This window comes from Roseococcus thiosulfatophilus (assembly GCF_017311575.1).
Lineage (GTDB): Bacteria > Pseudomonadota > Alphaproteobacteria > Acetobacterales > Acetobacteraceae > Roseococcus > Roseococcus thiosulfatophilus.
Window position 1 is genome coordinate 70,574 of the sequence record NZ_JAFFQY010000011.1, and the last position, 12,233, is coordinate 82,806.

General features: G+C 72.2%; 15 protein-coding genes. 13 read left to right on the forward strand and 2 right to left on the reverse strand.

From position 1 onward, the window contains the following. Positions 1-43: 43 nt before the first annotated feature. Genes JTN19_RS06005 through JTN19_RS06035 form a run of 7 tightly spaced genes read left to right on the forward strand, consistent with a single transcriptional unit; the run spans position 44 to position 5,953 of the window. Positions 44-664: a CoxG family protein gene (locus tag JTN19_RS06005; protein WP_206931007.1), complete on the forward strand. Its 621-nt coding sequence runs from the start codon at positions 44-46 to the stop codon at positions 662-664. After that, positions 661-1,557 (forward strand): AAA family ATPase, encoded by an 897-nt coding sequence (locus JTN19_RS06010; RefSeq protein ID WP_206931008.1) that lies wholly within the window; start codon positions 661-663, stop codon positions 1,555-1,557. Before JTN19_RS06005 ends, JTN19_RS06010 begins: the two co-directional genes overlap by 4 nt. Beyond that, positions 1,554-2,777, forward strand: coding sequence for a vWA domain-containing protein (locus tag JTN19_RS06015; protein WP_340643285.1), 1,224 nt, complete (start codon positions 1,554-1,556; stop codon positions 2,775-2,777). The genes JTN19_RS06010 and JTN19_RS06015 overlap by 4 nt, the downstream gene beginning before the upstream one ends. Beyond that, a complete protein-coding gene (locus JTN19_RS06020; RefSeq protein WP_206931009.1) occupies positions 2,774-3,088 on the forward strand; it encodes an XdhC family protein in 315 nt (104 codons plus the stop codon). The genes JTN19_RS06015 and JTN19_RS06020 overlap by 4 nt, the downstream gene beginning before the upstream one ends. After that, positions 3,085-3,759: an XdhC family protein gene (locus tag JTN19_RS06025; RefSeq protein ID WP_206931010.1), complete on the forward strand. Its 675-nt coding sequence runs from the start codon at positions 3,085-3,087 to the stop codon at positions 3,757-3,759. Before JTN19_RS06020 ends, JTN19_RS06025 begins: the two co-directional genes overlap by 4 nt. Beyond that, positions 3,756-5,417, forward strand: a complete 1,662-nt coding sequence (locus JTN19_RS06030; protein ID WP_206931011.1) for an NTP transferase domain-containing protein — start codon at positions 3,756-3,758, stop codon at positions 5,415-5,417. Before JTN19_RS06025 ends, JTN19_RS06030 begins: the two co-directional genes overlap by 4 nt. Further along, positions 5,417-5,953, forward strand: coding sequence for a carboxymuconolactone decarboxylase family protein (locus JTN19_RS06035; protein WP_206931012.1), 537 nt, complete (start codon positions 5,417-5,419; stop codon positions 5,951-5,953). Before JTN19_RS06030 ends, JTN19_RS06035 begins: the two co-directional genes overlap by 1 nt. Here the strand turns inward: JTN19_RS06035 and JTN19_RS06040 are convergent. Both JTN19_RS06040 and JTN19_RS06045 read right to left on the reverse strand, forming a co-directional pair. After that, positions 5,946-6,782 (reverse strand): NADPH-dependent oxidoreductase, encoded by an 837-nt coding sequence (locus JTN19_RS06040; protein WP_206931013.1) that lies wholly within the window; start codon positions 6,780-6,782, stop codon positions 5,946-5,948. The two genes, JTN19_RS06035 and JTN19_RS06040, sit on opposite strands and share 8 nt — an antisense overlap. A 23-nt stretch (positions 6,783-6,805) precedes the next feature. Next, a complete protein-coding gene (locus tag JTN19_RS06045; protein WP_206931014.1) occupies positions 6,806-7,258 on the reverse strand; it encodes a Fur family transcriptional regulator in 453 nt (150 codons plus the stop codon). A gap of 44 nt (positions 7,259-7,302) precedes the next feature. On the opposite strand from JTN19_RS06045, the gene hisI reads away from it, so the two are divergent. From hisI to JTN19_RS06075, 6 genes are all read left to right on the forward strand, one after another. Continuing rightward, on the forward strand, positions 7,303-7,731 hold the full coding sequence (gene hisI, locus JTN19_RS06050; RefSeq protein ID WP_206931015.1) for a phosphoribosyl-AMP cyclohydrolase: 429 nt from the start codon (positions 7,303-7,305) through the stop codon (positions 7,729-7,731). Next, a complete protein-coding gene (locus JTN19_RS06055; protein ID WP_206931016.1) occupies positions 7,728-8,708 on the forward strand; it encodes a CobW family GTP-binding protein in 981 nt (326 codons plus the stop codon). Before hisI ends, JTN19_RS06055 begins: the two co-directional genes overlap by 4 nt. Then, entirely contained in the window at positions 8,705-9,295 is a 591-nt protein-coding gene (locus tag JTN19_RS06060) for a GNAT family N-acetyltransferase (RefSeq protein ID WP_206931017.1), read from the forward strand. The genes JTN19_RS06055 and JTN19_RS06060 overlap by 4 nt, the downstream gene beginning before the upstream one ends. After that, a complete protein-coding gene (locus JTN19_RS06065) occupies positions 9,292-10,164 on the forward strand; it encodes a nitrilase-related carbon-nitrogen hydrolase (RefSeq protein ID WP_206931018.1) in 873 nt (290 codons plus the stop codon). Before JTN19_RS06060 ends, JTN19_RS06065 begins: the two co-directional genes overlap by 4 nt. Continuing rightward, on the forward strand, positions 10,161-11,270 hold the full coding sequence (gene lpxB, locus JTN19_RS06070; RefSeq protein ID WP_206931019.1) for a lipid-A-disaccharide synthase: 1,110 nt from the start codon (positions 10,161-10,163) through the stop codon (positions 11,268-11,270). Before JTN19_RS06065 ends, lpxB begins: the two co-directional genes overlap by 4 nt. A gap of 95 nt (positions 11,271-11,365) precedes the next feature. Beyond that, positions 11,366-12,226: a polyprenyl synthetase family protein gene (locus JTN19_RS06075; RefSeq protein WP_206931020.1), complete on the forward strand. Its 861-nt coding sequence runs from the start codon at positions 11,366-11,368 to the stop codon at positions 12,224-12,226. Positions 12,227-12,233 lie beyond the last annotated feature (7 nt).

Here is a 12,233-nt window from a genome sequence, read left to right on the forward strand (position 1 = left end):
GCGCCCCGGCCCCTAATAACGCGACAAGCTTAGGAGATATCCCATGGAAATGTCAGGCGAGCGCCGGATCGAGGCGCCCCGCGCCGAGGTCTGGGCGGCCCTGAACGACCCCGAGGCGCTGAAGGCCGCCATCCCGGGCTGCGAGAGCATCGAGAAACTGTCCGAGACCGAGCTTGCGGCCCGCCTGGCCATCAAGATCGGGCCGATGGCGGCCAAGTTCTCGGCGAAGGTGAAGCTCGACAACCTCAACCCGCCGGCCAGCTACACCATCACCGGCGAGGGCAATGGCGGCGCCATGGGCTTCGCCAAGGGCGGCGCCGATGTCCACCTGGACGAGGTCAGCCCCACCGAGACCCTGCTGCGCTACCATGTGAAGGCGCAGGTGGGCGGCAAGATGGCCCAGCTCGGCGCGCGGCTGATCGACAGCACCGCCAAGCAGATGGCCGACCAGTTCTTCGACCGTTTCAAGGCGAACCTGGAGCCCAAGGCTCAGGTGGTGGCCATGCCCGGCGCGGCCCCCGCCCCGGCTCCTGCCGCCGCGCCCGCGCCGGCCGCCATCTCGGTCTTCTCCCTCATCCCTTCGGAGTTCCTTGGAATGCCTCTCGTCTTCTGGATCGGCAGCGCCGGCATGCTCTTCGTGCTGTTCCTGATCTTCCTGACGTGACCGCCACGCTGCCGGCCGACGTCGCGGCCACCACCGCGCTGCTCGCGGCGGGCGGCTATGTGGCGGATGCGGCGCTGGCCACCACGGTGCACCTGGCGCTGCGGATGGGCCGCCCCCTCTTCCTGGAGGGCGAGCCCGGCACCGGCAAGACCGAGATCGCGAAGGTCCTGGCCGCGCAACTCCCGCGCGGCCTGGTGCGGCTGCAATGCTATGACGGGCTGGACCTCTCGGCGGCGGCCTATGAGTGGAACCATGCGCGCCAGCTCATGGCCATCCGCATGGCCGAGGCGCGTGGCGAGACGGCGAACCTCGAAGCCTCCATCTACGAACGGCGCTACCTGGAGGCGCGGCCTTTGCTGCGCGCGCTGGAGGGCGAGCCCTCCGTCCTGCTGATTGACGAGCTGGACCGCGCGGACGAGCCCTTCGAGGCCTTCCTGCTGGAGGTGCTGAGCGACTTCCAGATCACGGTGCCCGAGCTCGGCACCATCCATGCGGCCACGCCGCCCGTGGTCATCATCACCTCCAACCGTACGCGGGAGGTGCATGACGCCATCCGCCGGCGCTGCCTCTATCATTGGGTGGATTACCCCGACGCGGCGCGGGAGCGCGCCATCCTGGCCATGCGCGCGCCGCATGTGGCGGCAAGCCTCTCGGCCCAGGTCGTGGCCTTCGTGCAGCGGCTCCGCCAGGGCGACTACTACAAGCTGCCGGGTGTCGCGGAGACGATCGACTGGGCCAATGCCCTGGCGGCGCTGGATGCGCGGGAGCTGGAGGCCGGCGCGGTGAACGCCACGCTCGGCGTGCTGCTGAAATACCAGGACGACATCGCGAAGCTGCGCGGCGAGGAGGCGGCGCGGCTGGTGGCGGAGGCGAAGGAAGGCGCGCGGGCGTGATCCCGCCCCGCGAATCCATGCAGGTTCCGCCGGCGCCGCTCAGGCCGGCGGCCGCGCTCGCGCCGAACATCCAGGCCTTCGTGCGCCTACTGCGGCGCGTGGGGCTTTCCGTCGGGCCCGGCGATGCGCTGCTGGCCATGGAGGCGCTGAGCATCGCGGGCCTCGACAGCCGGGCGGGGTTCCGCGCCGCGCTCAAGGCCACGCTGCTGCGCAAGCACGAGCAGAACGAGGTCTTCGACGCCGCCTTCGAGCTGTTCTGGCGCGACCCGGAACGCGCCCGCGCCGGGGCGGCGCTCGCGCTGATGGAGGCGCAGAAGCCCGAGGAGCGCGCCAAGCCCGGCGGACGTCGCCTCGCCGAGGCCATGGCGGGCGACCGCCCCAAGCCGCCCCCCCCGCCCGAGGAGGAGGAGAAGCGCGAGCTGGACGCCTCCATGACGGTGTCCGAGCGCGAACGCCTGCAGCAGATGGATTTCGAGGCGATGAGCGCCGCCGAGATCAGCCAGGCCAAGCAGGAAATCCGCAAGCTCGTCCTGCCGCTGGACGCCCGCCCCACCCGCCGCTTCCGCCCGGACCCGCTGGGGCCGCGCGTGGATGTGCGCGCCACCATCCGTGCCGCGACGCGCACGGGCGGCGAGATCGCGACCATCGCCCGCCGCCGCCAGGTCGAGCGCACGCCGCCGCTGGTGGCGATCTGCGACATCTCGGGCAGCATGGCGCGCTACGCGCAGATCCTGCTGCACTTCATGCACGCGGTCACGGCCGACCGCGACCGGGTGCACAGCTTCCTCTTCGGCACGCGCCTGTCCAACATCACGCGGCAATTGCGCCACAAGGACCCCGAGATCGCCTTCGAGATGATCAGCCACATCGTCCCCGACTGGTCGGGCGGGACGCGCATCGGCGAGGCGCTGGAACGCTTCAACCAGGATTGGGGCCGCCGCGTGCTGGGCCAGGGGGCCGTGGTGCTGCTGATCACCGACGGGCTGGACCGCGAGGGCGGGCGGGGGCTGGCGGAAGCCACGGACCGGCTGCAGCGCTCCTGCCGGCGGCTGATCTGGCTGAATCCGCTGTTGCGCTACGCCGGCTTCCAACCCAAATCCCAGGGCATCCGGGCGATGCTGCCCCATGTCCATGACTTCCGCCCGGTGCACAACCTCGCCAGCCTCAAGGCGCTGGTGGATGCGCTGAGTGAAACCCCCAAGCGGGAGCACGGACGATGACCGAAGACATGCTGGAGACCGCCGCCGCCTGGGCCGAGGCGGGAGAGCAGGTCGCCATCGCGACGGTGGTGGAAACCTGGGGTTCCTCGCCGCGGCCGGCGGGGTCCATGCTGGTCGTCACCGCCTCGGGGCGGATGGCGGGTTCCGTCTCGGGCGGCTGCATCGAGGGCGCGGTGGCCGATGTGGCGCAGGAGACGATGCGGACCGGCCAGCCGCAGCTGCTCGACTTCGGCATCAGCGATGAGCGTGCCTGGGAGGTGGGGCTGGCCTGCGGCGGCAAGCTCAAGGTCTTCGTGGAGAAACTGGCGTGAAACTCGCTTTGCTGGCCAGCCTGCGCGCCGCACGCGCGGCGGGCCGCCCCGTGGTGCTGCTGACGCGGCTCTCGGACGGCCACCAATGCCTCTGGCCGGATGAGGCGCTGCCGGGAAGCCTGGCCGAGGCCGCGCAGGCGGCGCTGGATTCCGACCGCACGGCCAATCTGGAAAGCGAGGGCGAGGCCTGGTTCCTCCAGCCGCACAACCCGGCGCTGCGCCTCATCATCGTGGGCGCGGTCCATGTGGCCCAGGCGCTGGCGCCCATGGCGGCCGGGATGGGCTTCGCCGTCACCATCGTGGACCCACGCCGCGCCTTCGCCACCGAGGAACGCTTCACCGGTGTGGCACTCAACCACGACTGGCCGGATGAGGCGATGGTGGCGCTGGCCCCCGACACGCGCACGGCCATCGTGACGCTCACGCATGACCCCAAGCTCGATGACCCCGCGCTCGACGTGGCGCTGAAGAGCCGCGCCTTCTACGTGGGCGCGCTCGGCAGCCGGCGCACCCATGCCAAGCGCTTGGACCGTCTGAAGGAACTGGGCCATGGCGATGCCGCCATCGCCCGCATCGCGGCCCCGGTGGGGCTGGACATCGGCGCCGTGACGGCGCCGGAAATCGCGCTGTCCATCATGGCGCAGGTGGTGGCGCGGAGGCGCGGCAAATGATCTTTGGTCCCACGCCCCTGGACGAGGCCGAGGGCGCCATCCTCGCCCACACCATCCGCCTGAAAGAGCGCGTGCTGAAGAAGGGCACGGTGCTGGATGCCGACGCCGTGGCCGCGCTGCGCGCCGCGGGGCAGCCCCAGGTGGTGGCCGCCCGCATGGCCCCGGGCGACGTGCCGGAGGATGAGGCGGCGTCCCGCATCGCCGATGCCGCGCTGCGGCCGCTGATCGCGCGCAGCAAGGCCGCGACGGGGCGGGTGAACCTGCTGGCCGAAAGCGCCGGGCTGCTGGTGCTGGACGCCGCGCTGATCGAGCGGCTGAACACGCTGGACGAAAGCATCACCCTGGCCACCCTGCCCAATTACAGCCAGGTCAGCCCGAAGGAGATGCTGGCCACCATCAAGATCATCCCCTTCGCGGTGCCGGGGCCGGCGCTCTCGGTGGCCGAGGCGTTGCTGCGCGGCGGCCAGGCGCTCTCGCTGCACCCCTACCGCGCCATGAAGGTGGGGCTGGTGATGACCGAGCTGCCGGGCGTGAAGGAAAGCGCCATGGAGGGCGCGGTGGAGGTCACCCGCGCCCGCGTGGAGGCCCTGATGGGCACGCTGCTGCCGGTGGAGCGCGCCCGCCACGAGGCCGGCCCCACGGCCGATGCCCTTGCGCGGCTCAAGCGCCAGGGGGCGGAGATGCTGCTCATCGCCGGCGCCTCAGCCACGGTGGACCGGCGCGATGTCGGCCCCGCTGCCATCGTGAAGGCGGGCGGCCGCATCGAGCATTTCGGCATGCCGGTGGACCCGGGCAACCTGATCTGCCTGGGCGAGCTGGACGGCATTCCCGCCATGGTGCTGCCCGGCTGCGCCCGCAGCCCCAAGCTGAACGGCTTCGACTGGGTGTTGCAGCGCCTCTTCGCCGGCATTCCCGTGCGCGCGCGCGACATCATGGCCATGGGCGTGGGCGGCCTGCTCAAGGAGATCGAGACGCGGCCGCTGCCGCGCGAGAAGGCGCCGGCCACCCCGCCCCCCACCCGCGCCCCGCGCCGGCCGCGCCAGGTGGCGGGCTTGGTGCTCGCCGCCGGACGCTCGCGCCGCATGGCGCCGCTGAACAAGCTGCTGGTGGCCGACACGCAAGGTGTCGCCATGATCGCCCGCGTGGTGGATTCGGTGCTGGAAAGCGGCGTGCGCCCCGTGCTGGTGGTGACCGGCCATGAGCGGGAGCGGGTGCAGGAGGCATTGTTCGGCCGCCCCGTCATCTTCGCCCATGCGGAGGACTACGCGGAGGGGCTCTCCGCCAGCCTGCGCGCCGGTCTCGCGGCCCTGCCCGAAAGCGCGGAGGGCGTCCTGGTGGCACTCGGCGACATGCCGCTGGTGACGCCTTCCGTGATCCAGCGCCTGGTCTCGGCCTTCGACCCGGAGGAGGGCCGCGCCATCGTCCAGCCCACCTTCCGCGGCAAGCAGGGCAACCCCGTGCTCTGGGCGCGCGAATTCGTGCCGGCCATGATGGAGATCACGGGCGATGTGGGCGCGCGGCAACTGGTGGGCCGCCACGCCGACCGGCTGGTCGAGGTGGAGGTCGCCGATGACGGCGTGCTGCGCGACTTCGACACGACCGAGGCGCTGCGGGCCAGCCCGGGCTTCCAGGCCGGCCGGGTGAAGGAGAAGGGCTGATGGCCCGCATCCCCTATCGCGACCGCGAGGATCTGGCGCCCGAGGACCAGGAGCTGCTGGCCCGGCCCATCACCCTGCACCGCGCGCTGGTCAACGCGCCGGGCATGGCGCGGGCCTTCTCGGGGCTGGGCAAGCATATCCGCTACGGCATGGCGCTGGACGCCCGGCTGCGGGAACTGGCCATCCTGCAGGTCGGCTGGCTCGCGCGCTCGCCCTATGAGTGGTCGCACCATGTGAAGATCGGCATGGAATTCGGCGTGACCGACGCCGACATCCGCGCCCTGATGGCGGGGGGCGAGGGGCTGGAGCCCCTGGCCCGCCTCGTCCTGCAAGGTGCCGCGGAGGTCTTCGCGGGCGGGATGGAGGCGGCGACCTTCACCGCCCTCCAGGCCGAATTGGACGATGCCCGGATGGTGGAGCTGACCCTGACCTGCGCCTTCTACTGCGCCGTGGTGCGGACGCTGGCCAGCCTCGCCATCGATGTGGAGCCGGAATACCGGCCCTATCTGGACCGGTATCCCCTGCCCGCTACCTGAGCGGGAAGCCCAGCGCGCGCACCGCCGCCTTCAGCCGGTCGCGGCCGTTCAGCGCGCGGATGGTGTCCATGCGTTGCAGGACGCGGCCCGACCAGTTGTCATTGTCCATGCCCTGGCGGGCGGAGAAGGCGGCCATCTCGTTATCATAGGCGGCGCGCAGGCTGGCTTCGTCCTTCGTGGCGTAGGTGTCGTGGTGCAGCACGCTGGCCTGGGGCAGGCGCGGCTTCACCTCGTTCGCCACGCCCTCGGCGGCATAGCCCACGCAGAGGCCAAAGACGCCCATGACGCCCGGCGGCAGGGCCAGCAACTGCGACACCTGCTCGGGGTCATTGCGGAGGGCGCCGATATAGACGGTGGAAAGCCCCAGCGATTCCGCGGCCACCACCGCGTTCTGCGCGGCCAGCGCCGCGTCAATGGCGGCCACCAGGAAGCTTTCCAGGTAGGGCAGGCCTTCCAGCACGCGGCCCGCCTCCTCCGCCATGCGGGCGTTGCGCGAGAGGTCGGCGCACCACACCAGGAAGATGGGGCATTGCTCGATATGCTTCTGGTTGCCGGCCAGCTTCGCCATGGCGGCGCGCTTGGCCGGGTCCGTCACCGAGACGACCGACCAGGTCTGCAGGTTGGAGCTGGTGGCGGCGGATTGCGCGGCGGCGACCAGCGTCTCCAGCGTGCCGGCGGGCGGCGCGTCCGGCCGGTAGCCGCGGATGGAGCGGTGGGAGAGCAGCAGCGCGACATGCTCGTTCCAGGGGCCGGCGGGCGGGATGGCGGCGCCATAGCGCGCCGAAAGCGCCTCCTGCTTCGTGGCGGCGATCGGGGTGGCGATGTCCATGCGGTTCATTCTCTCCGGGTCGTTCAGGGCTTGGCGCAGGCGGCGCAGAGGCCTTCCAGCTCCACCGTCATGCGCTCCACGCGAAAGCCCGCGCGGGCGGCGGCCGCCTCCAGCGCATGGGCGGCGTCGTGGTCGGTGAGTTCGGTGGTGGTGCCGCAGCGGCGGCAGATCAGGAACTGGTGCGGGTGGCTGTGGGCGCCATGGTCGTGCCCGGCCTCGATGCAGGGGGTGAAGGCGTTCAGCCGCTCCAGCTTGTGGATCAGCCCCTGTTCCAGCAGGAAATCCAGCGCGCGATAGACGGTGGGCGGGGCGGCGCCGGCGCGCTGGGCCTTCAACTGGTCCAGCAGGGCGTAGGCGCCCACGGGCTGCTCGGCCTCCAGCACCAGGCGGAGAACCTGGCGGCGCAGGGGCGTGAGCTGCGCGCCACGCTTCGCGCATTGCGCCGCCGCCTGTTCGAGCATGGTGTCCAGCTCCATCCGCCCCTCATCGCGCTGCCGCTTCTGACATATAGTGTCGGACGATGACGGACACCCCCTCCCCCCTCCCTCTCCAGGATGCGGCCGCCCGCGCCCGCATCCTGGCCGCGGTGCGCTTCGACATGCGCGGCCTCGTCCCCGCCATCGCCCAGCAGCACGACACGGGCGAGGTGCTGATGATGGCCTGGATGAACGAAGCGGCGCTGGACGAGACGCTCGCCACCGCCCGCGCCTGCTACTACAGCCGCAGCCGCGGCGGGCTGTGGCGCAAGGGCGAGACCTCCGGCCAGCACCAGGAGGTGCGGGATTTGCGCCTCGACTGCGACGGCGACACCATTCTCCTGCTGGTCCATCAGCATGGCGTGGCCTGCCACACCGGGCGCCGCAGCTGCTTCTACCTGGCCCCGCGCGAGGGGGAGCTTTCCGAGATCATGGCCCCCCTCATCAGCCCCGAAAGGCTCTATGGCGCATGAGCACCCCCGTCACGCTGCTGACCGGCTTCCTGGGCGCGGGCAAGACCACGCTGCTGAACCGCCTGCTGCACGACCCGGCCATGGCCGGCACCGCCGTGCTGATCAACGAGTTCGGGGAGGTGGGGCTCGATCACCTCTTCATCAGCGCGCCGGAGGAGGATTCGGTGCTGCTGGCCTCGGGCTGCCTGTGCTGCACCATTCGGGGTGACCTGTCGCGCGCGCTGCGTGACCTCGCGGCACGCGGGCGGGAATTCCGGCGCGTGGTGATCGAGACGACGGGCCTGGCCGACCCCGCCCCCATCCTGCACACCCTGATGCGCGACCCGCTGCTGCTGCGCGACTACCGCCTCGATGGGGTGGTGACGCTGGTGGACGCGGTGGCGGGCATGGCGACGCTCGATGCCCAGGAGGAGGCGCGGCGGCAGGTGGCCGTGGCGGACCGGCTCGTCATCAGCAAGGCGGACCTGGCGGACCCGGCGCCGTTGCGGGAACGCCTTGCCGCGCTGAACCCGGTGGCGCCGGTGCTGGATGCGCGCACGGCCACGGTCGAGGAACTGCTCGACGCCGGGCCCTTCGGCGCGGATGGCAAGCTGCCCGACATCACGGGCTGGATCGCCGCCGCCGGGCATCACCACCACCATCACCACCATGACGTGAATCGGCATGATTCGCGCATCCGCGCGCTGTGCCTGCGCTTCGACGCGCCTTTGCCCTGGGAAGGCCTGGCCAGCTACCTGGAAATGATGGCCATGACCCAGGGCGAGCGGATGCTGCGCATGAAGGGCATCCTGAACCTGAAGGGCGAGGCCGGGCCGGTCGTGATGCACGCTGTGCAGCACAGCTTCCACCCGCCCCAGCGCCTGGCGGAATGGCCGGCGGGGGATGACCGGTCCTCGCGCCTCGTCTTCATCCTGCGCGACCTGGAGCCGCAGGTGGTCGAGGATGGGCTGCGCGCCTTCCTGGACGCCGCGGCATGACGGTTCGGCTCGAAACCCTGGCCGGCGCCGCCGCGCGCCCGCACCTCGCCTCGTTGGCCGCGCTGCGGACGGAGGTCTTCGCGGAATTCCCCTACCTCTACGCGGGCGACCGCGAGGAGGAGGCGCGCTACCTCGCCACCTATGCCGAGGGGAAAGGCGCCGCCATCGTCGTGGCGCTGGATGGCGAGGCGGCCGTGGGGGCCGCGACTTGCCAGCCCATGGCGGAAACCCATGGCGAGGTGCGGGAGGCCTTCGCGCGCTCGGGCCATGACATCGCGGCCACGTGCTATTTCGGGGAATCGGTGCTGCGCGCCTCCTATCGCGGCCAGGGGCTCGGTGTAGCCTTCTTCACGGCGCGCGAGGCGCATGCGCGCGCGCTGGGGCTTCGCATCGCGACCTTCTGCGCCGTGGTCCGCAATCCCAACGATCCGCGCCGGCCAGCGGATTACACGCCGCTCGACGCCTTCTGGCGCAAGCGCGGCTATGTGCACCACCCGGAACTTTCCTGCGTGATGCGCTGGCGGGAGCTGGGGGATGACCGGGAGACGCCGCACACCCTCGCCTTCTGGGTGAAGGAACTGGCGTGAGGCTCGCGACGCTGGCCTGGCCGGTGGAGCCGTTGCCCGATGTGGCGGCCTATGTGGCCAAGCTCGACCATTGGTGCGGGCAGGCGCGCGCGGGCGGCGCCGATCTGCTGCTGACGGCCGAATATGCCTGCGTGGAGCTGGGCGCCGCCCTGGCCGGCAACCGCGAGGCGGACGAAGCCACGGAGCTGCGCGCCATGGTGGCCGCGAGCGGCGCCATCTTGGACGCCATGCGCGGGGCGGCGACGCGGCATGGTCTCTGGCTGGCGCCCGGCACGCTGCCGGTGGCGATGGGCGGGCGCGTCATCAACCGCGCGCCGCTGATCACGCCCGAGGGACGCCTGGCCTTCCAGGACAAGTTCCGCATGACGCGCTTCGAGGCCGAGCGCTGGGGCGTCGAGGCCGGCGCCCCGCCCGGTGTCTTCGACACACCCTGGGGGCGCGTCGGGCTGGCCATCTGCTACGACGCGGAGTTCCCATCGCTGGTGCGCGCGCAGGTGGAGGCGGGCGCCTGGCTGGTGCTGGTGCCCTCCTGCACCGACACGCTGCATGGCTGGCACCGCGTGCGCATCGCGGCCCAGGCGCGCGCCATGGAAAACCAGTGCTTCGTGGCGGTGGCGCCGACGGTGGGCGGCTTCGCGGCCTCGGCGGCGCTGGATGAGAACCACGGCGCGGCCTGCGTCTTCGGCCCGGTGGACCGCGGCTTCGCGGCGGATGGTGTGGTGGCGGCGGGCGTGCTGGACGCGCCGGGGCTGGTGTTCGCCGACCTAGACCCCGCGCGGCTGGAGGCGGTGCGGGCGGATGGCGCGGTGCGGAACCACCGCGACTGGCCGGGCCCCATCCCGCCCCCCGCCCCCCTGCCCTTCACGTGACGCTGCTCTACCTCTCGGCTGGCGAGGCCTCGGGCGATGTGCTGGGGGCGCGGCTGATGAAGGCGCTGCATGCCCGCGCGCCCGATGTGGAGTTCGCCGGTCTGGGCGGGGAGCGCATGGCGGAACAGGGCTTCGAGAGCCTGTTTCCCATCCGTGAACTCGCGCTGATGGGCTTCCTGGAGGTGCTGCCCAGCCTGCGGCGCCTGGCCCGACGGCTGGATGAGACCGCGGCCGACATCGCGCGCCGCCGCCCGCGCATCGTCGTCACCATTGACAGCCCGGGCTTCAATTTGCGCCTCGCGGCCCGCGTGCGGCCGCTGGGCATCCCGGTGGTGCACTACGTCGCGCCGCAGATCTGGGCCTGGCGGCCGGGGCGCGTGAAGAAGATCGCGCAGCGGGTGGACCGTATCCTCGCCCTGCTGCCCTTCGAGGCGCCGCTGTTCGAGGCGGCGGGCATCCCCGTCAGCTTCGTGGGCCACCCCATCCTGGAAAGCGAGGCCGCCCAGGGCGACGCCACGCGCTTCCCGCTGGAGGGGCCGGGGCTGGTCGTCATGCCCGGCAGCCGGCGCGGCGAGGTCGGGCGGCTGCTTCCCATCTTCACCGAGGCCATCCGCGCCCTGCGGGAAGAGGTCGTCCCCGTGCTGGGCCTCGCCGGCACGGTGGCCGAGGAGGTGCGGCGCGAGGCGGCGGGCTTCGGCCGCCCCGTCCATTTCGTGCGGGAGCCGCGCGAGAAGGCCGATGCCTTCGCGGCGGCCACGGCAGGGCTGATCAAATCCGGGACCTCCTCGCTGGAGGCGGCGGTGGCGGGGCTGCCGCATGTGGTGGCCTATCGGGTGAACCCCATCACGGCCGCCATCGCGCGGCGGCTGGTGCGGGTGCGCTTCGCGAGCCTGGTGAACCTGCTCTGCGACCGCCAGGTGGTGCCGGAATTCATCCAGCAGGACTGCACGCCAGACAAGCTGGCCGCCGCGCTGCGCCCCCTGCTGGCGGGCGGCGAGGCGGTGGCGTTGCAGCGGGCGGGCTTCGCCGAGGCGCTGGCCCGGCTCCGTCCCGCCCAGGGCCTGCCCAGTGAGGCGGCGGCGGAGGCCGTGCTGGGCATGATGTAAGGCCCGCACGCGGATTGGACAGCTTCTTGTGTCAATTCTAAGTGACACACGGGGGTGTGAGGTGCCATGGTCTCCCTTCGGAAGGGAGACGCCCCATGGACATCACCGCGCGGATCGAGCGGAGCCTGCACACGGCCCTCGCCCCCGGGGCGACGCCGCCCCTCTTGAACCTGGCCATGCAGCACGCCGTCTTTCCCGGCGGCGCGCGGGTGCGGCCCAGGCTGTGCCTGGCCGCGGCCGAGGCCTGCGGGGGGGATGACCCGGCGCTGGCCGAGGCCGCGGCGGCCGCCATCGAGCTGATGCACTGCGCCTCGCTCGTGCACGACGACATGCCCTGCTTCGACGACGCGGCGACGCGGCGCGGGCGGCTGTCCGTCCACCGCGCCTTCGGCGAGCCGCTGGCGCTTCTCGCGGGCGATGCGCTCATCGTGCTGGCCTTCCAGACCGTGCTGCGCGCCCCGGCGCGCCACCCCGCGCGGAGCGCCCAGGTCATGCGCATCGTGGCGGATTCCGTGGGGACACCGAGCGGAATCGTCGCCGGCCAGGCCTGGGAATGCGAGACGCATGTGGACGTCTCCGCCTACCACCGCGCCAAGACGGCGGCGCTCTTCGCGGGCGCCAGCATGGCCGGCGCGGCGGCGGCGGGCGGCCCCATCGAGGATTGGCGCGCGGTCGGCGAGCGGCTGGGCGAGGCCTACCAGGTGGCCGACGACATCGGCGACGCCATCTCGGCCGCCGAGGAGATGGGCAAGCCCGTGGGCCGCGATGCGGCGCTGGGCCGGCCCAGCGCGGTGCGCGAGCTGGGGCTGCGCGGCGCCGTGGCGCGACTCGAAGCCCTGGCCGATGCCGCCGCCGCCGCCGTGCCGCCCTGCCGCGGCCGCGCGGCGCTGGGCGCGCTGATTCGCGAGGGCGCGCGGCGCCTCCTGCCGAAGACATTGCCCGCGGGGGCGCTGTGACGGCCCC